This is a genomic window from Coralliovum pocilloporae (assembly GCF_030845175.1).
In the GTDB taxonomy this organism is placed as follows: Bacteria; Pseudomonadota; Alphaproteobacteria; order Rhizobiales; family Cohaesibacteraceae; genus Coralliovum; species Coralliovum pocilloporae.
In genome coordinates this window covers 2466334-2492012 of record NZ_CP132542.1, presented here as the reverse complement: position 1 = coordinate 2492012, position 25679 = coordinate 2466334, and the positions used below count along the sequence as shown (strand labels likewise).

Genomic DNA, 25679 nt, shown 5'->3' with positions numbered 1-25679 from the left:
ATTAGCTTCAAGCCTTACCATGACCGATAGCCCAGCCCCTGCAACCCAACCAGCCATCATCAAGACCGGTCGCAATCTGCCGATCTGGATGATTGCGTCTTGGCTTGTGGTGCTGAGCGTCCTCGCTCCTATCGGGGCACTGTTTTATCTGGCCCTGCAGCCAAGCGATGGTGTCTGGGGACATCTGGTGAGCACTGTACTGCCGCGCGCCACCTGGACCACGCTGTTGCTGATGGCCGGTGTTGGCAGCGTGACAGCTTTCATCGGCGTCACGACGGCCTGGCTGGTCAGCATGTGCCACTTCCCTGGCCGCAGACTGTTTGACTGGCTGCTGCTCGTGCCTTTGGCCATGCCGACCTATATTGTCGCCTTCGCCTATGTGGAAATTCTTGATTTCACCGGTCCTGTACAGACTGCACTGAGACAGGTGCTCGGCGTCACCTCAGCCCGGGACTACTGGTTCCCGGAAGTCCGCTCTCTCGGTGGCGCAGTCTTTGTGATGTCTGTGGTGCTCTACCCTTATGTCTATCTGACCACCCGGGCCATGTTCCTGATGCAATCTGCCTGCATGCTGGATGTGGCGCGGACGCTCGGGTCTTCTCCGCTGCATACATTCTTTCGTGTTGCCCTCCCCCTGGCCCGCCCGGCTATTGCCGTTGGTGTAACGCTGGCCCTGATGGAATGCGTCAATGATATTGGCGCGGTCGAGTTCTTCGGCGTGAAGACGCTTACCTTCACCATCTATGACACCTGGCTCAATCGCGGTTCTCTTGCCGGCGCGGCCCAGATTGCCTGCGTCATGCTGCTGTTTGTTCTGGGGCTTGTGATTGCAGAACGCTTTGCCCGTCGGAAACAGCGGTTTCACATCACATCAAAGCGCTATCAGGCCCTGCCGAATTTCGAGCTGCGTGGCGCTCAGGCAGGTCTTGCCTCCCTGCTCTGCGCAACGCCTGTCCTGCTCGGTTTTGCCTTCCCGGCAGCCCTCCTTGCCTCAAGCGCCGTCAAGCGCCTGACGCCTGACCTGCTGCTGACCTTTATCGAACCGGCACTGAATTCCCTGATGCTGGCGTCCTTTGCAGCGGCTGCCACAGTGGGTGCCGGTGTGGTGATTGCCTATACACAGCGCTATGACCAGCGCCCGATCACCAAACTTGCAGCCCGTCTGGGATCAATCGGCTATGCGGTGCCGGGGACGGTTCTTGCGGTCGGCATTCTCATCCCGCTTGCCAGCCTGGACAATGCGGTTGACGGGTTCATGCGCTCGGCTTTCGGCATTTCAACCGGTCTCCTGCTGGCAGGCAGTGGCACAGCCCTGGTCTATGCCTATTCCGTCCGGTTTCTGGCGGTTTCCATTGGCGGAGCTGAAAGCGGGCTGTCCCGGGTCACCACCAGCCTGGATATGGCGGCGCGTACGCTGGGTCGATCGGCTGGAGAAACCCTGCGCGATGTTCACTTACCGATCATCCGCACAGCGCTGGTTTCCGCGGCCATGCTGGTCTTTGTGGATTGCATGAAGGAACTGCCGGCGACGATCCTGCTGAGGCCTTTCAACTTCGACACGCTTGCAACCGTAGTCTATACGCAAGCCTCGCTTGAAGCCTTTGAGGATGCGGCTCCCGCCGCTCTGATGATCGTGCTGGTGGGGCTTATTCCGGTTGCCCTGCTGGCCCGGACATCGAAGACGTCACATCGGTCAGGCTAGGGCTTCTGCCAACTTCTCGTTCAGATATTTGATATCCGCCACACTGTTCGATTTCAGCCAGTCATCACAATCTTTGGCCGGGACGGGTTTGCTGAACAGATAGCCTTGGGCAAGAGAGCAGCCCTGCCGGGCGAGGAACGCGGCGTGCTCTTCGGTTTCCACCCCTTCCGCGACCGTCTCAAAATTGAGACTCCTTGCCATGGCAAGAATGGTTTCGACCACAACGCGGCTGTTTTCATCGCGGGCCATATTGTTGATGAATGACCGGTCAATCTTCACCGCATCCATAGGCAGACTGGTCAGGTAACTCAGGCTGGAATAGCCGGTACCAAAATCATCAATGGCAAAGCGAATACCGCGATCTCGCAACGGCGTAATAATGTCTGCCGCACGGACCGGGTCGGCCATCATCATGGATTCAGTGATTTCAAGCTCCAGTTTTTCCGGGTCAAGGCCGCTGACTTCCAGCGCCAGATTAACCTCATCAATCAGCTTGGGATTCTCGAACTGGATCGCAGAGAGATTGACCGCAATGGTGATGTCATGCCCCTGCTCGTTCCATTCAGCCGTCTGGCAGCAGGCCTCCTGCAACACCCAGGCACCGAGCGTGACAATGATGCCTATTTCTTCTGCCAGCGGAATAAATTCCAGCGGAGACACCATCCCGCGTTCCGGATGGTTCCAGCGGATCAGGGCTTCCAGACCGACGGGTCGGCCGGTTCGGCAATCGACCTTGGGCTGATAGTAAAGCTCGAATTCTTCCCGCTCCAGCGCCACACGCAGATCGCGTTCAAGTTCAAGCCGTGCATTCAGCTGCTGATCCAGTTCAGCAGAGAAGAAGCAGTAATCATGACCACCTCTGTGCTTGATATCATACATGGCCATATCAGCCTGCTTCAGCACAACGTCAAGCGTGTCCGCCTCGGAGAAAACAGCAATGCCGATACTGGCACCGATGCGGACCGGCTGACCATTTACGTCAATCGGGCTCTCGAACACCTGCAACAGGGCATCTGCATAATACTCAATCTCATCACGCGTATAGCCGGGCCGGACCAGTATGGCGAACTCATCGCCGCCGAAGCGAGCTGTCAGCGGCTCAGTCAGTTCAACCTCACTGGCACCGGCCATATCCTTCTCAACTCTCATATCAAAGCTGAACTCTTCGGCGAGACGCTGCAGTTCCGTGCCGATCGCCTTCAGAAGCTGATCGCCATAGTCATGGCCAAAAGAGTCGTTGACCCATTTGAACCGGTCAAGATCAATGAACAGGACGTAGCCGCAGAGATCATGAGCCTGAACAATGGCGCTCTCTGTCTCACGTTTGAACAGGGCGCGGTTCGGCAGCCGCGTAACCATGTCACGATAGGCCAGCTCATGAATCCGCTCGTAGTTGCCACGGATCGTTTTCACCATACGCGCAAAGGCATCCGACAGCTTGCCTATTTCATCATCCTTGGCTGTTGGAAGGTTCACATGAAAGAGGCCCTGACTGACACCGATTGCAGCATTGGTCAGTGCTGTCACAGGCCGGAGAGCACGCTGGATGAAGATATGCGCCAGCCCGAGAGCCAGAACGCAGATGGCCAGGACAGCAGAAGCCAGCTGACCGAATGTCGGCCAGAACAAATGAGCAAATGTCGCCCGCTTGAGGGAAACAACGACCGCTCCAACCTGCTCTCCATCCTTGATGACGGGCCGGGCCACGACAACGGAAGATGCAAATTCCTGCATGATCGTTTCGCCAGTTCTGGCAGCCTGATCGAGAATGGGAGTTCTGGCCCGGGCCTTGTGTTCCAGCGACAGGGAATGGGGATCGATAATCGTTCGTGTTGCCTTGTGGCAGATCTGGACATAGTTGAGGACGGGGCTATCAGCGATCCCGAGGATTGACTGCCGCACGCCATCAAGATCACCACGGGCCAGGGCATCCGCAGCGGTTCTATTGAGTGCGTCAGCAATAACACTCACGCGCTTGACCGTCTTTTCCTGTGACTCTCTGGTGTTGGACCACGTGGCTATTGCAGCCACCAGCATCGTTGCACAGACAAGGACACAGGCCACGATCAGCAGCAATCGTCCTCTCAGGGACGAAAATATATTGCCTGGTTGCTGTGACCAGAAACGGCCAATTCTCGAGCGTATTGAACTCATTACACACCCCACTCTTGGAGGTAGAGTGTGCGAAAGGAACCCTTCCCAAAAGTTTACACCATCGAAAAGCGAAGCGCAGTGTAAACAGTGGATAACCTGAACCGTTAAACTTGTTCCTATTCTGCCAGGACGGCAAGATCCCTGTAAAGATCAAGGGCTTCCGGATTGGCAAGCGCTTCCTTGTTCTTCACCTCACGCCCATGAACAATATCCCGTACGGCGAGCTCTGTAATCTTGCCGGATTTGGTGCGCGGGATGTCGGTCACCGGAACAATTCTGGCCGGAACATGCCTCGGGCTGGCCCCTTCCCGGATACGAGTCTTGATGCGGGATGTCAGTTCGTCCGTCAGAGAAACACCGTCTGCCAGCCGGACAAACAGCACCACACGGACGTCATTGTCCCATTCCTGCCCGATGGCCAGGCCTTCGATAACATCCGGCATCTGCTCGACCACATTGTAGATCTCTGCTGTGCCAATCCGCACACCACCAGGGTTCAATGTCGCATCAGAACGGCCATGGATGATCATGCCGCCATGCTCGGTCCATTCTGCAAAGTCCCCATGACACCAGACATTGTCAAACCGCTCGAAATAGGCCCCGCGATATTTCGCGCCATCCTCGTCGTTCCAGAACATGACAGGCATGGATGGAAATGGCTTTGTGCAGACCAGCTCACCCTTTTCCTGTCGTACAGGCTGCCCGTCATCATTCCAGACATCCACGGCCATTCCGAGCCCCGCACCCTGGATTTCGCCCTTGTAGACAGCACGTGTCGGCACACCCAGCACAAAACAGGAGACGATATCCGTCCCGCCTGAAATGGACGCCAGATGAACATCGCTCTTGATGCCGCTGTAGATGAATTCGAAGCTTTCCGGCGCAAGCGGAGAACCGGTCGAGGTCAGCATCCGTACGGTCGAAAGGTCATGGCTCTCCTTCGGCACCAGACCGGATTTCTTCACGGCATCGATATATTTTGCCGATGTGCCGAAGAAATGCATGCCCTCCTCATCAGCATAGTCGAAGAGAACCTTTCCATCCGGTGCAAACGGTGACCCGTCGAACAGAAGCAGAGTCAACTCACTGGCAAGACCCGATACCAGCCAGTTCCACATCATCCAGCCGCAGGTGGTGAAGTAGAACAGCTTCTCTCCCTTATCCAGATTACACTGAAGCCGCTGCTCCTTGATGTGCTGCAGAAGTGTTCCACCGGCGGAATGAACAATACATTTGGGGATACCGGTCGTGCCTGACGAGAACAGAATGTAGAGCGGGTGCGAAAACGGCATACGCACGAACTCGACCGCCTTTTCCTCAAACGGCTCAACGAAGGCGTCCAGAGTAATCGCCCTTGGCAAATCACCGGCAACCTCAGCGGCTTCCCCCAGATAGGGCGTCACCACAACAGTGGAAACGGATGTCAGCTGGTCAATGATCGGGCCGAGCTTTTCGGAAACATCCTGTTTCTTGCCATTATACCAGTAGCCATCGCAGGTGAAAAAGATCTTCGGCTCAATCTGGCCAAAGCGATCCACCACACCGCGTTCACCAAAGTCCGGAGAACAGGACGACCAGATCGCGCCAATCGAGACCGCTGCCAGCATATAGGCAATGGTCTCCGGCATGTTCGGCATCATCGCCGCAACCCGGTCACCCGGCTTGATACCACGGGCCAGCATGGCCTGCTGCAGTTGAGAGACCAGCCCGTTGAGTTCGGCCCAGCTCATCCGACGCCTGACCTTGTCCTCCCCCCGGAAGACCAGCGCATCTGTGTCATCATTGCGCCGCAGAAGGTTTTCGGCAAAGTTCAGCGCACCACCGGGGAAGAACCGGGCACCGGGCATCTTGTCACCATCTTCCAGAATGACGCGCCCCTTGGTTCCGATGACATCACCAAAATCCCAGATGCAATCCCAGAAGGCCGACGGGTTCGAGACAGACCACTGATGCAGCTCATCATAGTCATTCAGCGCCTGACCGGAGCGTATGCTCGCTTCTTTGAGAAAGCGGTCAAACGGTGTTCCAGCGAGGTTTGCGGGATCGGGTGACCAGAGTGGCGCGGTCTCGGACATAGAACTGGACATGGACACATATCTCCGAATTCTGTTTCTGCCTTTTGATCAGGGCTTGCGATCAGGGGCAGGTTTCATCTGCTCTCCTGATAACGGATGCAGATCCGTTTTTGCATAGATCTTCAGGATAACACAGGCGTATTTTCACGAAGTTCTTGCACAAACCGACATGATATCAACATAATTCCAACCGTGATGGCCACCGGGTCATCCTGGATGATTCAATCCAATTCCGGCGCAATGCACGACAGATACCGATTTGGCTTGATTTCACCGCCGACACAGGCCAATCACTTCCAGAGTGCCTGTTCAGGCAGGTCATAAACCTGCTCTGACCCGGCGCATACAAGAACATGATGTGAAAGCTCCGCAGATGAAGCGCATAGCAGCCCTTTTTGCCTTTGTTTCAATCGCTGTCGTGCTTGTTTTCGCAGGGTTGCCGCTGGCGCTTTCCACCCAGTCCGTGAAAGAAGCTATTTCTGATCGAATTTCCACGCTGACAGGCTATTCCGTGACCCTGACAGGCGATACGGATATCCGGGTTTTTCCGTTTTTGACCGTCCGGATGTCGGACGTGCAGATCCGGGACCGGGGCACAGGGGAACGCCCGGTTCTGATGTCCATGGACCGGCTGGATGTGTCGCTCAATCTCCTGAGTGCGCTGACAGGTACCATCGATGCCAAGCGCTTTACTCTTGTCAGGCCCCATATTGATCTGGACCTGAACGACACGTATTCCACGGTCTTCAGCGCCCTCAGCCATCACCCGCTCTTGCAGCAGGTTGTCACGGATATTTCCCGCTCAGACCGGCTGCAGCTGGAAGACATTCTTGTTGAAGACGGCCGGATATCTCTTCATCGTCCCAACCAACCAGCCCCCTCGGAAGCCTCCCCGGAAGCGCCCCGGGAAACGCCTCTGAATTCGGTGTCAGATATTGCCGCCTCCATCTCTGTTTCAGGCCCCAATAACGCGCTGAATATCTCCGGCTCGCTGCTCTGGAACAATGAAACGCTGCAATATGATATCAAGTCCAGCGATCTTTCCGGATATGCCAATGGCGAACCGACAGCCGCGACGCTTGATCTGCGATCCGATATTATGGAGCTGTCGTTTAACGGTCAGGCCGTGCAGAAAACCGATATGGTGCTTCAGGGAGCTCTGACCACCCGCGCGCCCTCCATCCGCTATGTGGCCAACTGGCTGGGTGTTGACCTGGGACCGGGATCGGCGTTCGGGCACTTCGCCCTGAACGGCACTCTGAACGGCACTCTCACACGCTTTTCACTGGCCGATGCCACCATCGTCATGGACGGCAATACGGGCGATGGAGCACTGAATTTCACGTTTGGCCCGGAAGGCCCGGAAGTAACCGGCACTGTTGCATTCGACGTGTTTGATGCAAGCACCTATGTTTTTGCCCTGGCACAGCCAACATTGCCCGAGCAGCACTGGACCACGGTGGGTATTTCGGCCCCTGGCTGGTCCAATCTGTCCGCTGACATCCGCTTTTCAGCAGCTCAGACCAGCTACCACGACACCAGTCTGGGAGAGCTGGCCGCGGCCCTGCGGATTCATCAGAAAACCATAGAACTGGATATTGCTTCGCTTGAGCTGATGGGTGGTCATGCCAGTGGTGCCCTGTCGGCAACCTTTGACGGTAAACCTGCCGTTTCAGGTAAGATGCGCTTCACCGGCCTTTCGGCAGCAACGGTCAGCGATGGTCTGCTCGGTCGTGCCGTTCTCGACGGGCGGCTGACGGCAAGTGCCGAACTGAAGGGGTCAGGTCGTTTTGCCGGAGACCTCATTCGAAATCTGACCGGTCGGATTTCTGTTGAAGTGCTCGGAGGCTCTGTGAAAGGCTTTGACCTGTCCCGCCTGGATGACGCGCTGGCAAAAGGCGACCTGCCACGCCCTGATCACTATCTGGAAAACACCACCCCGGCACAAAGGATCGAAGCAGAGATCAGTCTTGAGGAAGGCATCGCCCGTATCGAGAAGGCTCTTCTGCAGAACGATCAGCGGGAACTGGAGCTGAGTGGAGAAAGCGACCTGATTACACTTGGGATCAATGGCAAGGGCCGGATTAGAAGCAAGCTTCCCGCTGGTGACACAGCCAATTCCGGCGAGGCTGAAGAACCGGAGGAACGCCCGTTTTCGCTGACCGGCCGCCTCGAACGCCCGATCATCGCGCCTGACCTTCGATATCTGCTGAAACAGAAACGCAAATCCTGGCAGTAGCGCCCCTTGCATCGGGGTCAGACCCCATTTATCCCGCTTCCGAACCGCGCTATAGTGCTTCCATTCCGTTTGGCTTTTGACAACACGCTCTGGTGATGATTCCCGACCATGCTGCTGCGCATTCTGTCAACAATCACAAAAGTAGGCTTGGCCTCGCTGATTACCGGCGCGGTTCTGACGCAGCTTGACCTTCAGGCTGATCAGGTGCTGGCCGACCTGGGCGTCACACCGGAAACTATGCACAAGGCCGTTGAAACAGCGCTGGTCTGGACGTCGGAATGGGCGGTTCCAAACATTATCCTGGGATCAATCGTCATTATCCCGGTGTGGATTGTGCTTTATCTTTTCCGACCGCCGAGGGGATAAAAGGCTGGTGCTTTAGGTCCAGAGTTCCGGGTAGCGCAGCATAACGGCCTGGGTCAACATCAATAGGGATGCATCCTGGATCCTGCCTTCTTTGGCCAGCCTGGCCAGATCGGCGAAAGGCATTTCGATTACTTCCACATCCTCGCCTTCAGCATCGACACCACCACCACCGGTTTCCCGATCGTCAGGGGTGTAGTCGGCCAGGAAAAGCCCGATGCGTTCGCTTACACAGCCAGGTGTGAGAAACACGCGCCCGATCTCTTCCGGATTGCTGATCCTGTAGCCAAGCTCCTCAAGGGCTTCACGACGCACAGCCGCTGTCCGGTCCACGTCATCGGCTTCGATCATCCCGGCGCAAGTTTCGAGGATCCAGCTTCCGTCACCCTCAAAAAGAACCGGCACCCTTACCTGTCGGATGACGAGAACGGTCCCCCGGTTTCTGTCGATGGGCAGCACGCCAACGGAATGCCCATAGTGAAGATAATCTTCTTCAATCTCCACTGCTGTGCCGTCGCGGCGCTCGAATCCATAGCGCACCCGTTCCAGCCTGCCATCGCCTTCATGCAGGAGCTCACGCTTGAGAACCCGGACATCCTTGGTCATATTTTCCGCTCCGCATCATGAAGGCCTTCTGGAAGCCATCCACTTCTGACTAACCGGACTCGGCGCAGCTGTCCATGATCTTTCAGGCCCTGCCGGCTTAGGGTCTGTACCCTAATCATTCACGCCGCCGAGTTAACGCGTGTGAAAGGCTTCTTGCCTATACTGCCGGTCACTATACGAAGCCGACTAACTGTGATGATTGATGCTTGAAGACTACAAGAGGCTGGCGGAGACCAAAGATCCTGTTGCGCGATCACGTCTGATCCGCCAGGTCAGCGCTGCTTATGCAGACCGATCTGCCAACAACCCCTCGCCCGTCGAACGGGAGCTGTTTTCATCCATCGTTCTCGATCTCTACGATCAGCTGAGTGATGATGTGCGCATGGACATCGTTGTGAGGCTTGCCAGGACAGACAGGATTACACCTGCACTGGCAGCCCGGCTCGCCCGAGAAGACATCTATATGAGCGAGCTGCTCCTTGAGCATTCTCCCTGCCTTGATGATCAGACACTTCTGTCGATTGCCCGGGACAGGGATTCAGCCTGCAAGCAGGCCATCGCCCGGAGAACCGCACTGTCGGCAATTGTCGTTGATGCACTGATCTCCACTGATCTGAAGCCGGTTCTGCTCGCCCTGCTGCGCAATCGTGGCGCCCTGTTTACCCAGAATGCGGTTCTGGTCAGTACCATACGGGCTCAGGGTCAGGATCATCTGCTGTTTGAAATCGCGGATCGCTGCCTGATTGATGACGGATTTTCAACCCAGCTCTGCACTCTGATCGAGTCAGGCTGCCCTTTCCTGTCCGCAGCATTCAAGCAGGCTGTCCTGGACGGTGAGCTCGGTCATTATGTGGAGCAACTGGATCGCCATACGGCATCGACAGAAATCTCGATCGGCGATGAAACGTTCTCCCGCCACGAGGCCCAGGTCTCCATTGCATCCGGTGACCTGTCATTTGAGAGTGTACTGCAGCTCCTGCTCAATGATGATGATCGGGACGGGGTTGTCTGGTTCCTCAGCCGTCATCTGAATATCAGCCCGGATGGTATGAGCAATCTCCTCATGTCACGTGCGGATGCAAGCCTCTCTCGCATGATGAGCGGCACCGGTGTCTCAGAACAGTTCTACAAACACTTCCTCATGACCCGGGACCGCTGGCTCGGGCGGACGCGGCGCTCCTATATGGATGACATGCGCCGCTTCAGGCAGCTGGTGGCCGAACGGGAAAAAGTCGACCTGGACGAATTGCCCGGCCAGCTCACAGCTACAGGCTAGATCTCAACAGCCTGCTGTCCCGACCACATTGACGGTAAAGGGCACATGTCCTGTTCGCATTACACGAATGGTGCCGGATTCAACCTCCGCTGATTCACCATTCTGTTCAGCCAGTGCCAGCTCCATGTAAGCCAGTGTCTTGCCATCAAGAGATCGGTATAACATGAAGGGATGAACGGTATATCCCACGTCATCCCCGCCACTGGCGGCCCGTTTCATCGGAATAAACTGCGATCCGACCTGGATATAGCCCGGCACTTCCTTCACGCCCTCAAGGGACTGAACAAAGACAAAGGGATATTTGTCGTTCCAGGGGTGCTGGTCGCTCTGCCAAAGGGTAAAAGAACACCCGTCAATCGCCCAGCGATCAGGGTCCCGGTTGACCTCATCAAGATTGAAACGCTTCAGGTCCAGCTTTCGATCATGCGCTCCGGCATCCGGCACACTGAAAGATGCCATCACCAATCCGGCACAGAGAACTGACGCCAGAGACCAATCTGTTTTTCTTGTTTTCATAAAACCCTCCCAGAACAACGGAAGGAGCATAGCAAAAAAGCGGCTCAGGGCCGCTTCTTTTTTCACGCTTAAATCAATGAGCCAGGTCCTGAATCCTCAGGATGTCGGACGGCGGGCCCAGGCACGTTTACCGGCTTTCTCTTCATCACCGATGGCTGGCTGCATGAACAGGTTGACCATTGGAACGTCTCCGTTGACCAGAGATTTCCGGGTCGGTTCATGGGTGACTTCCATGGTGGAGAAACCGCAGCGATACATATAGGCGATCTGGTCAATCAGCACTTCGCCATAGGCTCTGATCTCGCCTTTGAAATCACATTTTTCGCGCAGCAGGCGAGCAACCGAGAATGAGCGACCATCGCTGAATTTCGGGAAATCCAGTGCGATGACCGGGAAAAGGTCCAGGTCCTCTTCAAGACCTTCCAGTTCTTCACCAGCTGTCAGATAAAGGCCGATACTACCCGCAGCCTTGAGGCTCTCCCGCTCAGCAAGCCATCGCGTCCGCGAAACGAGTGCCTGCCCACCATTCGGCAGCGCTTCGTCATCAGCCAGCCGCTGCCAGGCGTCGTCTACAAATTCACCATTTTTCCAGAGCTGTGCCATTGCTCTAATCCCGTCTGATAAACGTTTCGCCCTTGGGCGTTTTGATATGAATGCCGCATTCGGTCTTGCCCGTGCCGCGCCAGCGCCCTGCGCGCTGGTCTTCACCCGGCTCAACCGGAGAGGTACACGGCATGCAGCCGATGGAGAGAAAGCCCTGCTCAACCAGAGGATGGGCAGGCAGATCATGCTGTTCCCGATAATCGACCAGATCCTCAAAGCTCCAGCTGGCCAGCGGATTGACCTTGATGCGCGTGCCGTCCGCCTCAAACACCGGCAGCCTGTCACGCGCGCTGTTCTGGAACCGCTTGCGTCCGGTAATGCTGGCTGCGAACGGCTCAAGTGCCCGTTCCAGCGGCTCGGTCTTGCGGATATGGCAACACAGATCATGATTGGTGCTGAACAGAAACCCACCCTTGTCCAATTCTGCCAGACGATCCGCATCAGGCAGGACTGTCTGTACATTGGTCAGGCCGAGCTTTTCTTCCAGCACCTTGCCGTAACGCCTGGTTTCCCCGAAATGCTTGCCGGTATCAAGAAAGACCACGGGCAGATCAGGAGCAATATCCGAGATCATGTTGAGCATGACCGATGAATCCGCACCAAAGCTTGAGACCAGAGCAATCTGGCCTTCAAAGACTTCGGTGATGGCAATTTTCAGCACCTCTTCCGCAGACAGATGACCATACTGAGCTTCAAGCGCTGCGGCTCGCTCGCTGGTGCATTCTTCAGCCGATTTCCGAAGGGCTGCATCAGCCATAGAGCGCCTCCTTGAACGGTGCTTGACCCACCCGACGATAAGCTTCGAGGAAGGTTTCATTGTCATTGGCTCTGAGGGAGAGATATTTCTCTACCAGTGTCTCAATGGCATCGGCAACTTCCTCTTCGGGGAAGCCGCGCCCGATGATATCGCCAATGGCAGAGTTCTCATCAGCCGATCCGCCAAGCGTGATCTGGTAGAGCTCTTCGCCCCTCTTCTCCACACCGAGAATACCGATATGGCCCACATGATGGTGACCACAGGCATTGATGCAGCCGGAAATCTTGATCTTCAGATCACCAATTTCGCGCTGACGCTCCTGGGCACCAAAGCGACGGGAGATTTCCTGAGAGACCGGAATAGAACGGGCATTGGCCAGGTTACAATAATCAAGACCCGGGCAGGCAATGATATCGGTGATGAGACCAGCATTGGAATCAGCCAGTTCATTAGCCACCAGCGTGTCGTAGACCGCCTTCAGATCACCCTTCTTCACATGAGGCAGGATGACGTTCTGCTCATGGCTGATCCGCAGTTCATCAAAGGAATACTGCTCACCCAGCCCGGCGGCCACATCCATCTGATCCGCTGTCATGTCACCGGGAATGCCGCCAATCGGCTTCACCGCGATTGTGACACAGGCATAGCCGTCCTGTTTGTGCGGATGGGTGTTGCGCTCGGCCCAGGCCTTGAACCCGGCATCAGAGGCTCTGGCTGCTTCAAAGGCTGCGCTTTCTGCGGGAAGGGTTTCAAAAGCCGGTGGTGCAAAGTATTCCTCAATCCGCCGAACTTCCTCATCCGGCAGTTTGAGATAACCGTCCTTGATACGGGCAAACTCTTCATCCACCGCAGCGCGCAGCTCATCAAGACCGGTCTCATGAACGAGGATCTTGATACGAGCCTTGTACTTGTTATCGCGACGGCCATATAGATTGTACACGCGCAGGACTGCCTCGGTGTAGGAGAGCAGATCTTCTTCCGGTACGAAATCGTGGAATTTCTTCGCAATCATCGGGGTCCTGCCCTGACCGCCACCCACGTAATAGGCGAAGCCGATCTTGCCGTTCTCATCCTTTTTCAGCTCAAGGCCTACGTCATGAAGCTGAATGGCCGCACGGTCATGCGGGCTGCCGACAATGGCAATCTTGAACTTGCGGCCCAGGAAGGTGAATTCCGGATGCAGGGAAGACCACTGGCGGAGGATTTCAGCATATGGACGCGGATCAGCAATCTCGTCCGCAGCCGCACCGGCAAAATGATCGGTGGTCACGTTACGAATACAGTTGCCGGAGGTCTGGATGGCATGCATCTCGACACTGGCCAGATCCGCCAGCGCGTCAGGAATCTCTTCGAGCTTCGGCCAGTTGTACTGGATGTTCTGACGGGTGGTCCAGTGACCGTAACCCTTGTCATAGGTCCGGGCCAGATGGCCAAGCATCCGCATCTGACGGCCACTCAGAGTGCCATAGGGAATCGCAACACGCAGCATATAGGCGTGGAGCTGCAGATAGACCCCGTTCATAAGGCGCAGGGGCTTGAACTGATCCTCTGACAGTTCACCGGCCAGACGGCGGCGCACCTGGTCGCGAAACTGGGTGACGCGCTCATCAACGAACTGCTGGTCAAACTCATCGTAACGATACATTGGATCGGCACTCTCGGCTCTGCTCCGCTGTCTCCCGTGAGCAGCGGACACTATAAATCGGATGGACGACAGAACCCGGATCAGCAGACCCGGGCTATCTTGTTGAGATTAGCGTGGCAGATCAGGCTGCGGAAACCTGAAGTTCGGCCTGTTTGCCGAGGTCCTGGCGAACGGTCGGGCCAGCGGCACGGATTTTCTCACGCATGCGCTTTGGAATAACGGCACCGGCCTCAACCTGCACATCGAAATCATAAACATCGACAACAAGCTGCTCTTCGATGGACTTCTGCGCGATTGTCAGAGCGTCATTCACATCGGCCGGATCATAAAGATGAGCGGCTTCCAGAGAATGGACCCAGACATTTCCGGCTCCGAACCACACAACATCCCCTTCACGCAGACGATTTGCTGTAATCACTTTCATAATCCGCTCCTTTACGCAGCCAGTTCAGATGCCGCCTGTGCCAGCGGCTCTGCATCGGTCAGCCGCGCATATGCGACCGCCTCGCCAATTACAATCAGTGCGGGACCATCCAGGTCGCCCCGCTTTTCAAGTCCCGGCAGGTCAGCAACGACGCCAGACAGGGCGCGCCGATCAATCCGGGATGCATTCTCAATCACCATGACAGGGGTATCTGCCCCGAGACCACCATCCATCAGACGGGAGGCCACATCAGCCGCAACGGTCTTGCCCATATAGACGGCAATCGTCGCACCACCGATGGCCAGCTTCGCCCAGTCCGGCAGGGTCTGGCCGTTCATGTCATGCCCTGTGGTAAACACCAGGGTAGACGCCACACCGCGCAGGGTCAGCGGCAGGTCCATATCGGCGGCTGCAGCGGCTGCGGATGTGATGCCCGGCACCACTTCGTAACCGATACCGGCATCACGCAGGGCCTGCATCTCTTCGCCCGCGCGGCCAAACACCAGCGGATCACCAGCCTTGAGGCGAACCACCCGACGTCCCTTGCGGGCCTCGGCCACCAGAATATCGTTGATCTGACCTTGAGACTTGGAATGGCAATTCTTGCGCTTGCCCACATCAATCCGCTCGGCATCGCGACGGCCCATGGCAATGACGCCATTCGGAACAAGACTGTCGTGCACAATCACATCAGCTTCCTGCAGAAGACGCTGCGCCCGCAGGGTCAGCAGATCTTCAGCACCCGGACCGGCACCGACCAGCCAGACATAGCCATCTGTATCCGCAGCACCATTCAGCAGGCGCTGAGCTTCCTCACGCGCCCGGCGATCATCACCCGCCAGCATGTGATCGGAAACAGAGCCTGAGAAAAACCGGGCCCAGAACCGTCTGCGGATTTCACCGCTCGGCAGCATGTCGCGCGCCGCATCCCGGAAGGCATCGGCCAGACCGGCCAAACGCCCAAGGCGCAGCGGCAGCAGTGCCTCAATCCGGGCCCGCACATGGCGTGCCAGAACCGGCGCGGTTCCCGCCGTGTTGATTGCCACAGCCAGCGGCGCACGGTTGACCAGGGCCGGTGTGTAGAAATCACAAAGCTCTGGACGATCCACCACATTGACCGGCACACCGGCAGCACGCGCCTGATCTGCCAGTGCACGATCCAGCGCCTCGTCCTCGGTGGCGATAAACACCAGAGCGGCAGCAGCCAGGTCCTCATGACCCGGCAAAGCCTCAACCACCTGAGCCGACGCAGCACGTGCAGCCTTGCGCAGGGCTTTTTCAAGCGGCACTGATGCATAAATCCGGATATCGGCGCGGGTTTCGGACACAAGACGGACTTTCGCCGCAGCCTCATCACCATGACCGATGATGACGACCGGACGATCAGCGACCTTGTGAAAGGCAGGGAAAACATCAAGCTTTCCGCTATGTGACCCGTTGTGAGCCATGTCCGTGATCTCCGAAACAGCTCCGCAGAGCCGCTCTTTTGAAAAATGATTTTCTGGATAATGAAATAGTTGGAACAGGACGTCTTTTCCATTCTGATTTCTCACGAGAATCTAGAAAAGAATTCCCTTTGCATGGGGCAATCGCGCAACCAAAGCCTATTGCACCCACCTCCCGTTCCTTGGAATTTTTTTCTAGAGTCTCAGCCGTCCTTGGAAACCCCGATTACAATTTCCGCACCAGTCGGCCAATTTCCTGCCCTTTCCGGCTCCCCAGCGCAGCAGTCGCAGGAATATGAGTTCAATTTTCCACAAAGAGGCTCAAACAGGAAAACAGATTTCCGGCGCTTTCTGGCGAAAACTGCTATGGTTGCGAGATGATCGGAAATCGTTTTCACTGTTTGATATCAACTCTTTGCATCACCTTCGCCCTTGCAGCCCACGCCCCACAGGGCCTTGCTGGCGACGGGCGACCGCCTTCAGGCTATTCCCCGCTCCCGCCTGACCGCCTCCAGACCGATCTGATCGGTCGCAAATGGGGCAGCAAACCGGGAGGTGAAGCACACCTGCTTCAACGGAATGGCCGCTATATTTTCAGCGATAATCATCAGCGATTTACAGGACGCTGGTCACAAACAGGACCATCAGATATCTGCGTCATTCACGGCACAGACAGCCTTCATCCGGGCCGAAGAACCTGTTTCAGCTTCTTCACAAATGGCGCAGATTTTCGCGGCTTTCATCATCGGCAAAAACGGTATTTCCGTGTTTACCTGAAGTGATGAAACACACGGTCACAGACTGATCAGGCTTTTCGCGACCGCTCGACAAGCAACTCAAAACAGGCCTTGCCAATCACTGCGGAAAAAACCAGGGCTCCGCCCAAAAGAGTGAGCAGTCGGGGCTCTTCCGACACCACCAGCCAGACCCAGATGGGCCCCAGCGCAAATTCCAGCAGCATAAGAAGGGTCAGTTCTGCCGCCATCAGGGACCGGGCGGCGATGACAAACATGATGTTGCCAAGTGTCGCGATAACACCACCCCACACAAAGGCCAGACCCATGTCCCAAACCGGCACCAGCCAGTCGTCGAAACGCATGATCACTGCAGCCAGCAGGATGAACAGGCCAGCCAGTGCATTCGTCGGCATCATATCCACCGACCGCTTGCCTCTGACGGCAATGGTGTAACCGGAAAATGCGCATGCCGCGCAAAGTGCCATAACATTTCCAAAGGCCGACCCTGCACCAAAGCCCTCTGCCACCATGATGCCGACGCCGAGAGCCGCAACCATCATCATGACGAGTGTTATGCCAGATACCTTCCCACCCAGGATCACCCAGCCGAATACAGCGCTGATAAACGGAATAGCACTGATGGTGAACAGGGTATTGGCCACCGTGGTGTTGGTCATGGCCTGGAGATAGCAAATGCCTGCAATAGCAGCCAGAAAGGCCCCTATTGCCCCGGCTCTGCCAACAGCATGAAATGCCTGTGGCGTTCGAGATCTGTATTTCAGAACAAGAACAACCAGCGTTCCCAGGGCAAGTCCGAGGGCACGGTAGAGATTGATCTGCCAGGCGTCAGCGTCTTCAATGGAACGGACAATCAGACCACCCAGACTGATCATGATTGAGCTGGCGACCATCAGCCCGACAGCATGATGACGATGAAGAGCTGCGACTGATAAAACCGGTGGTGGAGAACGCTTCTGCATTCCCGCACCTTTGACAGAGTCGGGAACGCCGTCAAGGTTTCCGGCAGGTCAGATGTTTCGTCTTTTCTCCTGTTCCGCTCAACAATCGCGGTCGTACAGATGAGCCAGGCGCTTCACCAGCTTATCCGAGTGATAGATGTAAGACGAACGATCCTTCCGCTCCCAGCTGCGGATCATCTTTCTTGTATGCCGCGCCAGCTTGCGATCATTCTCGTAAATGGCCAGGCTCCTGACATCATTGATGAAATAGTAAAGCGTTTCATCCAGATGGGTATTCACATCTCTTCTGTATTCAAGCACATCGGCCAGCGCATTGGCATCCATCGCCACCTGATACAGATCGTGACAGGAGACATTGGCTGATGCCTGGCCGGGCAACGCAACGAGAGAAGCAGCAAAAGCGATTGCCGGGGCAGTTATGACAGACCATCTGTGGGACATTAATCAATCCTCTCCAACTTCAGTCATTCATGAGCGTTCATCTCAAGGAATGTGGCGATAGAGAAACAAGAGAGGATTGAGTGTCCCTGTAGGATTTGTGGAGGATTTGTGGAGGACCAGTGCCCCCTTCCCTTCTGTCAGGCGATGCTGCGCCGTTCATATGACAGGCTGTAGGCCTCGCTGCGGGCAAGCAGAACCGGGTCTGCCGACGGGGCTATGCCATTGGGCAGAACCAGAGGGTCATAGACGCGTCTCTCTTCTGCAAGATCGGCAATCCTGCTGATCAGGATCGTTCCCAATGTAAGGCTTTCGCCATTTCCCTGCCAGGGCGCCGTCGGATCATCGAGAGGGTCATCTGAATGGGCGAGATCAAGCATCAGCGTCCAGCCGACAGGACCATCCGTCAACCGGTTTGCCAGTTCATCGCCAAGGAACTGATCAGGGAAACTCGCCTCTTCATCCGCTGACAGGCTCAGTCGCCCGGTTGCAGGTTCAAGACGGAAGCGTCCGGCCCGGGCGGCTCCTGCAATGGTGGCGAAAAACGCATGGCAAGAATGGTAGACCTCCGTCCCATAGCTTCGGGTTGGAGATGTTTCTTTCACATAGGCCTGATGCGGAACCGTATTGGGGTTCACCGCATTGAAAGCGGCAACCCGCTCCGGATCAGGGCCTCCCAGCTCCGGCACGGGTCTTCGTGCTTCAAGGAAGGCAACAAACTGCTCAAGACTGGATGCAAAAAAGACCGGCGCGGATATCAGCGCGAGCGACCAGTTCTCATCTTTACCGCCGATCGTCAGCCCCATGCCGCGCACGCTGCGGCTCTTGTCCGAGACACCGGGATTGCCGCCACCGATGGAGAAGCGGGCGGAGACAGGCATCGGGTCACCGTGCAACATCGGAATGTCCATCCGGTCAACATCCCCACCGGGGACGAACGTGCCACTCACCGACAGCCCTTTCGCATGAGATGCCCGGCATCCCTTGTGGGTGCCGAATGTGCCGTTCAACGCGCCGATTAACCGCTCCGATGTGCCAGTCGAAACCATAAGATATCCTCCTTGTTTTCCGGAGTCATAGATGAACTCTCAGAGGATTACAACAATTATAGTTGTTATATTTATTTTAATTGATTTTCTTCATGAATTTCATTACAGCTAGCGGTACTGTCACACGCTATCTACGAAAAGATTCGTATGGAGAGAATGGCAGTTCAGGAGGGCGGCATGACGAGCACCAGAGACCGGGTTCTGGCAGAAATCCGGCAGGGTCCCAAAACCATTCGTGCACTGACCGAAACGCTGGCAGTAACCCGCACGGCCATTGTCGTTCAGGTCAATCAGCTTCTCGCGGAAAATCTGATCCGCAAGGGAACTCCAGCGTCAGACGGATCAGTGGGCAAGCCGGCTCTCCGTTATGAAGCCGTGCCGGGATATGAAGACAGCATGTCGGAAGCCTATCAGCCTTTCTCCGAGCTGCTCGTTTCAGTTCTTTCCCAGGGTCTTTCAGACGACGCTTTTGACAGTCTTATGCGCCGCCTGGGCTGGGAAATGGCTGATCATCTGTCCATCGACGAGACATCAGATTTTGATGATCGCCTGTCACGGGCCAGAGATCATGTCGACCAGCTTGGTGCCGCAACCCAGGCCCATCAGGATGGGGATCACATCATCATTGAGAGTCACAATTGTCCTGTCGCATCACTCGTGCGCAAGAATGGCTGCGTCTGCACCGCTGTCGGACAGTTCTTTGAGACCGCAACCGGTCAGACGGTTGACGTTCAATGCGATCGCAGCGACCGCCTGACCTGCCGTTTCAGGATCAAAGCGGCTTAGGGCCATCACCCTTTGCTGACGTCCATTCTGTATCTTTCTCGTAGACAGAACGGACGGAATTTATGGGTCTGAACCCTAGGCGATCATCCGCCGGACCGCGGCAACGCGGAACCGGTTGGCCACATAGGCACTGTCCGTCAGGCTGGCATTCCCAGCCGGGTTGGCACCCGATACATGGAAGTCTGAAAACGCAGCAGACTGGTTCACCAGATAGCTTCCCAGCAGATTGACCGACAGATTGACACCGGTTGGTGCAAAGGCATCGATGGCCTGATCAATCACCGCTTCATCCGTTGCATAAAGCCCTGCTGTGATTGCTCCACCCAGTTCAACGGATTCAGCGGATCGTGCAATGGCGTCTTCAATTGAAGCGGCTCTGATCACAAAGGCAATCGGGCCGAACCGCTCCTCCATATAGGCCTCTTCATCCACCGCATCGACAGCGACAAGGATAGGCGTTGCCATGCGGGCCTCACCGGCCCCTTCGACAGGACCTGAATCGCGAATGATATCGCCCAGCGCACGCGCTTCATCAATCCGGTCAAGAATATCCGGGTTATGAATGGCCCCAAGGACTCCCATGGCCCGATCCGGATTTCCCAGAAGCCAGTCGATAGCCTCTCCAATACCCGACGCAACATCATCAAAACTCTTGTGCCCCAGATCAGTCTCTATGCCCTGATCGGGAATAAAGATGTTCTGTGGTGTGGTACACATCTGCCCCGAGTAAAGCGACAGCGAGAAGGCGATGTTCTGGCACATGGCCTTGAAATTGTCCGTTCCGCTGATGACGATGGTGTTGAGACCGGACTCCTCTGTATAGACAGAGCCCTCCACATGCTCACGCAACCACTGACCAAAGGCTGATGAGCCGGTGAAGTCGATAATCTTCACGCATTCCTCACAGGCCAGAAGCTTGGTCACTGGTTCCTCGACCGTATCCACCGCCAGAAGCAGCAGATTGGGGTCAAAGCCCGCCTCAGCCAGAACCTCGCGCCCGATCTCAACAGTGATTGCAAGAGGAAGCCGGGCATTCGGATGCGGTTTGACCAGAACACCATTGCCGGTGACCAGACTGGCAAACAATCCAGGATAGGCATTCCATGTGGGGAATGTTGCACACCCGACCACCAACGCCACACCGCGCGGGATAATCCGCCAGCTCTTGTCGATCCGGATCGGATCATACTTGCCCTGGGGCTTTTCCCAGCGCACCGCATCGGGAATGCGGGTCATTTCCTTATAAGCATAGGCGACTGCCTCAAGTGCCCGGTCCTGGGCATGCGGCCCACCTGCCTGGAAAGCCATCATGAAGGCCTGGCCTGTGGTATGCATCACCGCATTGGCAATTTCAAAACTGCGCCTGTTGAGGCGTTCCAGAATTTCACAGCAGATCCCGGCGCGAACCTCCGGGCTGGCCTGCCCCCAGGAGATCATCGCGTCCTTGACTGTATCTATCAGAACCTTCGCATCTTCGGCCGGATAGGAAATATTGAGCTCAGGGCCGAACGGCGAATGCTCTCCCCCGACCACATCGCCATTGGTAGGCTGGCCCATGTCGAACAGTGCATTCTTTAGCGCTTCAAAGGCTGCGGCACCATCATCTCTTGCCGTCTCACCATAGATGCGCCCGGATGGTGCTTCAGGGTAAGGAGACCAATAGCCTCGGCTGTCTGTTGCTGCGACGGCATCCGCAAGAAGAGTTTGGTGTTTAGCAAAAAAGTCCGACATATCCAGTTACATCCCCAAAAACAGCCCTTCAAACGGCTGTCTAAACTTATTTCCCGACCGGTCGGTCAGATAATACAGAGCTGCTTCGTCTTGTCGAGACATGCCCCAGACTGACGTCATGTTAAACCCCCAAACGGGGGCGATATCGACCTTTTGGTCAAATAAACCACTCTTTCCCGGCGAATTCACGACCAGAAGATGTGTCAAAGCGCCCAATCGCATATCTCAAAGAGACTGTTTATGAGTCTGAATCCTGGATTGTTCTACGGTGTGAGAACGGTTTGAGCAGAATCAAAGCAATCACGATGAGACCATGAGAAACATGGTCATCAGCCTATCAATCGGGATCTTGACGCGTGGACATTACGGTTTCCGAATTCAGCCTTCTGGGCGGCCTGCTGCTTGGCCTTGCCAGCAGCCTTCATTGCGCTGGCATGTGCGGTGGAATTGCATCCGGGCTGGTGTTCATGTTCCGGCCGGAGGACAGGCTGACCCGTGCCCGGGTTCTGCTGGTTTCCCAGTTTGGCCGGATCACATCCTATATGATTGCTGGCGGCGTCCTTGGTTATGCAGGTGCTGAACTCTATGGCCTGTTCGACCAGTCACTGGCCTACTCAGTTCTGCAATGGGCTGCTGCCGTAACGCTGATCGGGATTGGTCTCTCGGTTGCGGGCATTCTGCCGCCTTTGTCAGGTCTTGATCGCCTCGCCGCCCCTATCATGGCCCGGCTGATGCCACGGGGTTCCGCCCGGCCATCCTCATCTGCTCCGTTTCTGGCGGGCATGGTCTGGGGGCTTGTGCCATGTGCCATGGTCTATGGTGCACTGTTTACAGCCATGCTGACCGGATCGGCCACAGGCGGTGTTCTGATGATGGCCGGGTTCGGCCTTGGCACCCTGCCAGCGGTTACGGTCTCCGCCTTCGGAGTAACCAGTCTGACCCGGATCAATACCCGTGGTCTGGCCCGAATGTCCATCGGACTGGCTATCGCCGGTCTCGGTTTAGGCAGCGTTCTGCTGAACACCTATATGCCTCAGGCCTTGTGCATCATATAGCCCGCTTCCCTTCTGATTTTCTGCTGTCCAGGCAGTTGCGACTGCACCTGAAAGAGGTGAGCGTTGTGTGATAACGCTTTCGTTATCCGTCTTTTTATAGGCAGAATGAATAAATTGTCGCACCATCTGTTTCCGTGTCAGACACAACAAAAGGGGAACCCTCATCATGAAAACGATGCTCAAGACGCTTGCCCTCGCTACCGCTCTGACTTTTCCGTTCGCGGCTCAGGCGGCTACATGGTCTGTAGACAGTGAACAGTCCGTGGTTACATTCGGGTCCGTCAAGAAGACCACCACTGGTGAAGTTCACACATTCTCAGCCGTTTCGGGCAAAGTCGATGCGAAAGGCAATGCAACGCTTTCCGTCGACGTGAAAAGCCTTGAGACCAACATCGATATCCGCAATGAGCGGATGCACAAGCATGTGCTTCATTCCGAAAAGCACCCCGCAGCCACCTTCTCCGGCAAACTGGACCTGGATGAGCTGAAAGACCTGAAGACCGGCGGCATCATGACCTACGATCTTGAAGGCACGCTGACCATCGCAGGCAATGCGGTTGAGGTTGAGGCCCCGGTCGTGGTGACCCGCCTGGCTGATGACAAAGTCATGGTCGTGAGCGACGGTTTCGTTGTTTTGGATGCGGATGAATTCGGCCTTACAGCCGGCATTGAAAAGCTTCGCGAGCTTGCGTCTCTCGACAGCATTGATCTGGCCGTGCCGCTGTCCTTCCGTCTGGTCTACAACCAGATGAAATACTGATCCTTCAGGATCGCTCACACAGATTGCGGGACTCCGAACCGCGCCCCCCTTCTCTCGGAGTCCTGTTTGACCGCTCGCCGACTTGGCGTCGAGAGCGGAACGGCTGACCGTCCCCGGTCAGCCGTTTACTCTTTGGAGCAGGTCTTTGACGCTACAGCTTCGCCAGCATCTCCTGAAGGCGGTCATGTTCTTCCGGCTTCAGCCTGACAGAGACATCGTCGCCCGGAAATCCACCGCGTTCCACATCCTCGCGAAAGGCCGTCAGCGCTGCGATCCGTTCCTGTTGCATCTGGTCTTTCAGGCGTTTCAGATTGCCGTAAGTCCTGACATGGCGGGCCGGGTTTTCCGTCTCACCGCAGATATCTTCCTGAAACAGGAACATCACATCGCCGCCTGACCCGGCTCCGATGGAGAAGGTAATCAGACTTGTCAGCGGATTAATCGCTGCGAGCGTTTCTTCCGGCACCACCTCAATTTCAACGGCAGCCGCCCCGGCATTCTCGATATCCTTGACAGACTGATAGAGCGCCATGCCTTCCTCTGCCGTCCTGCCAATGGCTCTCAGACCGCCGACCCAGGTGCTCTTGCGCGGCACAAGGCCAGCATGCGCCATGACCGGGATATCCTCTTTTGCCAACATCTCGATTATGTGCAGGCCGCGACAGGTATAGACCATGTCCGCACCGGCCTCGAGTGTCTCAATGGCTCCTTTCAGGATATCATCGGCGCTGATGTAGTCCGTATAAGGCAAGGCGCCTGTCATGAAGATGGTGTCAGCCGCCTTGCGCACCTCAGCAATGTCCCAGGCATTGCAGGACAGTGTATCAATCCCCGCTTCCTGCGCAGCCAGAGCCTCATCAGGGGTAAAGGCGGTTGTCTCGGTGAACTTGCGTTTGCCCTTGCCTGCCTGAAGGTCGGCAATGGTGACGTTGCGACGCGCCGGAAAGCCGCCGAATGTATAGATATTCCGCATGGGGTTTCTCATATCTCGCGCGACAGAAGTTCATCTTCAAACGGGTAAGTGGACAGGGTAATCGGTCCGCTTTCTGTGACCAGAAGCTGGTTCTCCAGCTTCACACCCTGCTCTCCGTCCATCTCGCCCACATAGCTTTCCACGCAGATCACCATGCCAGGCTCCAGATGGCCATCGAAGTGGAACTGCTCATCAGCGGGGTAGTAGAGAACAGGATATTCGTCCGCCATGCCAATGCCGTGGGCCAGAGCCGGATAGGGCTTGTCGCCGAGACCCTCGGGCTGAACATAGCGCTTTTCGATAATCTCCTGGAAACTCGCTCCCGGCTGCATCAGCTCGGTGTTATGGCGGATTTCCTCAAGCGCCTGGGTATAGAGCATCTTCTGATAGTCACTCGGCTTGCCCGGTCCGCAGAAGAACGCCCGGGAGATATCAGCCCCATACCCCCACGGGCCGATCATGCCGCAGTCAAAGCAGACCAGCTCTCCAGGGCGGATCATCTTCGAGGATGCTTCCTGCTGCCACGGATTTGTACGCTGTCCCGATGACAGAAGCCGGTAATCAATCCACTCGCCACCGCCCTCAATATTCGCCTGCCACATGAAGCTCCAGAGGTCGGTTTCCGACATGCCAGCACGCAGATTGTCCCGCATCCGGGTCATGCCATCTTCAGCCACGGCAATCGTCTGGTTCATGCAGAGGATTTCTTCAGGCGACTTGATCTTCCGGGCATGCGCCATAACCGGAGCCGGATCGACAATCTCCACATTGAGGCCATCGAAAGCCTGGGTTCCCATCACACCAACCCGCTCAATGCCAAGGCGACGATTATCCGGGCAATGCTCGTCCATCAGATCCAGCATCTGCTGAGCCCAGCGTTTCGACCATTCCTCATGTCGGTAGCCTGAAAACATATAGGAGAGCGGCAGGATATCAGACCGGATCTCATCGATGGTTTCAAGCTGTGACCCTGTCACACGGCCCGGTTCGGAATCGAAATAGATGACCGGGCCTTCTGCCGGAATAAACAGGTAACCGGCCTGAATGTGCATCTGGAACAGGGAACAGTTCCTGACACCCACCGCATAGCGAATAGACAGAGGGTCAAGCAGCACAATCGCACCGAAATCATGGGCTTTTATCTGCTCCCGCACCCGCTCCAGCCTGTAGGCGCGCATGCGGGGCACATCAATCATGCCTTCCGTATCTACCAGCTGCATGGGCGGGGTAATTTTCGCGGCCTTCTCAAGGGTCAGGGGCTGCGGCTTGGCTGCAAATCTCTTGGTATAATCCGTCGCGCTCATTGTTGTCCTCCCAAAGCAGCCTTGCTGCTCGTCAGCGCGTTGAAAAAGAAAGACCGGCACT

The 25679-nt window shown here is 56.1% G+C and carries 22 protein-coding genes; 7 read left to right on the top strand and 15 right to left on the bottom strand.

Annotated features, from left to right (window positions below; genetic code table 11):
• The first annotated feature begins 19 nt into the window (after positions 1-19).
• Positions 20-1702, top strand: a complete 1683-nt coding sequence (locus tag RA157_RS11460; protein ID WP_350333258.1) for an ABC transporter permease — start codon at positions 20-22, stop codon at positions 1700-1702.
• Here the strand turns inward: RA157_RS11460 and RA157_RS11455 are convergent.
• Entirely contained in the window at positions 1694-3778 is a 2085-nt protein-coding gene (locus RA157_RS11455) for a putative bifunctional diguanylate cyclase/phosphodiesterase (protein ID WP_350333257.1), read from the bottom strand. The genes RA157_RS11460 and RA157_RS11455 overlap by 9 nt on opposite strands.
• 194 nt (positions 3779-3972) lie before the next feature.
• Complete coding sequence (locus tag RA157_RS11450; protein ID WP_434058500.1) at positions 3973-5931, bottom strand: acetoacetate--CoA ligase; 1959 nt, start codon at positions 5929-5931, stop codon at positions 3973-3975.
• Between the two features lie 373 nt (positions 5932-6304).
• Between RA157_RS11450 and RA157_RS11445 the strand changes: the two genes are divergently transcribed.
• Both RA157_RS11445 and RA157_RS11440 read left to right on the top strand, forming a co-directional pair.
• Positions 6305-8170, top strand: coding sequence for an AsmA family protein (locus tag RA157_RS11445; RefSeq protein ID WP_350333255.1), 1866 nt, complete (start codon positions 6305-6307; stop codon positions 8168-8170).
• Between the two features lie 108 nt (positions 8171-8278).
• The gene (locus RA157_RS11440; RefSeq protein WP_350333254.1) at positions 8279-8536 is read left to right on the top strand and encodes a DUF6460 domain-containing protein; all 258 of its coding nucleotides are present in this window, start codon (positions 8279-8281) and stop codon (positions 8534-8536) included.
• A gap of 12 nt (positions 8537-8548) precedes the next feature.
• Here RA157_RS11440 and RA157_RS11435 read toward each other — a convergent pair whose 3' ends face one another.
• Positions 8549-9139: an NUDIX domain-containing protein gene (locus tag RA157_RS11435; protein ID WP_350333253.1), complete on the bottom strand. Its 591-nt coding sequence runs from the start codon at positions 9137-9139 to the stop codon at positions 8549-8551.
• 202 nt (positions 9140-9341) lie between these two features.
• Between RA157_RS11435 and RA157_RS11430 the strand changes: the two genes are divergently transcribed.
• Entirely contained in the window at positions 9342-10415 is a 1074-nt protein-coding gene (locus tag RA157_RS11430) for a DUF2336 domain-containing protein (RefSeq protein ID WP_350333252.1), read from the top strand.
• 3 nt (positions 10416-10418) lie between these two features.
• Here the strand turns inward: RA157_RS11430 and RA157_RS11425 are convergent, their stop codons facing one another.
• The 9 genes from RA157_RS11425 to RA157_RS11385 all read right to left on the bottom strand — a co-directional run bounded on the left by RA157_RS11425 (position 10419) and on the right by RA157_RS11385 (position 19009).
• Positions 10419-10931, bottom strand: a complete 513-nt coding sequence (locus RA157_RS11425; RefSeq protein ID WP_350333251.1) for a hypothetical protein — start codon at positions 10929-10931, stop codon at positions 10419-10421.
• A 96-nt stretch (positions 10932-11027) separates the two neighbouring features.
• Positions 11028-11534 (bottom strand): DUF934 domain-containing protein, encoded by a 507-nt coding sequence (locus RA157_RS11420; protein ID WP_350333250.1) that lies wholly within the window; start codon positions 11532-11534, stop codon positions 11028-11030.
• A gap of 4 nt (positions 11535-11538) precedes the next feature.
• Entirely contained in the window at positions 11539-12291 is a 753-nt protein-coding gene (locus RA157_RS11415) for a phosphoadenylyl-sulfate reductase (RefSeq protein WP_350333249.1), read from the bottom strand.
• Positions 12284-13936, bottom strand: coding sequence for a nitrite/sulfite reductase (locus RA157_RS11410; RefSeq protein WP_350333248.1), 1653 nt, complete (start codon positions 13934-13936; stop codon positions 12284-12286). Before RA157_RS11410 ends, RA157_RS11415 begins: the two co-directional genes overlap by 8 nt.
• Positions 13937-14057: 121 nt before the next feature.
• Positions 14058-14360 carry a DUF2849 domain-containing protein gene (locus RA157_RS11405; RefSeq protein WP_350333247.1) on the bottom strand — a complete coding sequence of 101 codons (303 nt, stop codon included), beginning with the start codon at positions 14358-14360 and terminating at the stop codon, positions 14058-14060.
• A gap of 11 nt (positions 14361-14371) precedes the next feature.
• Positions 14372-15808, bottom strand: a complete 1437-nt coding sequence (gene cysG, locus RA157_RS11400; protein WP_350333246.1) for a siroheme synthase CysG — start codon at positions 15806-15808, stop codon at positions 14372-14374.
• Positions 15809-16610: 802 nt separating this feature from the next.
• On the bottom strand, positions 16611-17522 hold the full coding sequence (locus RA157_RS11395) for a DMT family transporter (RefSeq protein WP_350333245.1): 912 nt from the start codon (positions 17520-17522) through the stop codon (positions 16611-16613).
• A gap of 78 nt (positions 17523-17600) precedes the next feature.
• Entirely contained in the window at positions 17601-17963 is a 363-nt protein-coding gene (locus tag RA157_RS11390; protein ID WP_350333244.1) for a hypothetical protein, read from the bottom strand.
• A 137-nt stretch (positions 17964-18100) separates the two neighbouring features.
• Positions 18101-19009 carry a catalase family peroxidase gene (locus tag RA157_RS11385; protein ID WP_350333243.1) on the bottom strand — a complete coding sequence of 303 codons (909 nt, stop codon included), beginning with the start codon at positions 19007-19009 and terminating at the stop codon, positions 18101-18103.
• A gap of 177 nt (positions 19010-19186) precedes the next feature.
• Here RA157_RS11385 and RA157_RS11380 point away from each other — a divergent pair, with 177 nt between their 5' ends.
• Entirely contained in the window at positions 19187-19795 is a 609-nt protein-coding gene (locus RA157_RS11380) for a helix-turn-helix transcriptional regulator (protein WP_350333242.1), read from the top strand.
• A gap of 75 nt (positions 19796-19870) precedes the next feature.
• On the opposite strand, the gene paaN is transcribed toward RA157_RS11380, so the two are convergent.
• Entirely contained in the window at positions 19871-21526 is a 1656-nt protein-coding gene (gene paaN, locus RA157_RS11375; protein ID WP_350333241.1) for a phenylacetic acid degradation protein PaaN, read from the bottom strand.
• 356 nt (positions 21527-21882) lie between these two features.
• Between paaN and RA157_RS11370 the strand changes: the two genes are divergently transcribed.
• Together RA157_RS11370 and RA157_RS11365 are read left to right on the top strand one after the other, a co-directional pair.
• A complete protein-coding gene (locus tag RA157_RS11370) occupies positions 21883-22581 on the top strand; it encodes a sulfite exporter TauE/SafE family protein (protein ID WP_350333240.1) in 699 nt (232 codons plus the stop codon).
• 166 nt (positions 22582-22747) lie between these two features.
• Positions 22748-23341: a YceI family protein gene (locus tag RA157_RS11365; protein ID WP_350333239.1), complete on the top strand. Its 594-nt coding sequence runs from the start codon at positions 22748-22750 to the stop codon at positions 23339-23341.
• Between the two features lie 151 nt (positions 23342-23492).
• Here the strand turns inward: RA157_RS11365 and RA157_RS11360 are convergent, their stop codons facing one another.
• Positions 23493-24314 (bottom strand): 3-methyl-2-oxobutanoate hydroxymethyltransferase, encoded by an 822-nt coding sequence (locus RA157_RS11360; protein WP_350333238.1) that lies wholly within the window; start codon positions 24312-24314, stop codon positions 23493-23495.
• 8 nt (positions 24315-24322) lie between these two features.
• Entirely contained in the window at positions 24323-25618 is a 1296-nt protein-coding gene (locus RA157_RS11355; RefSeq protein ID WP_350333237.1) for a M24 family metallopeptidase, read from the bottom strand.
• Positions 25619-25679 lie beyond the last annotated feature (61 nt).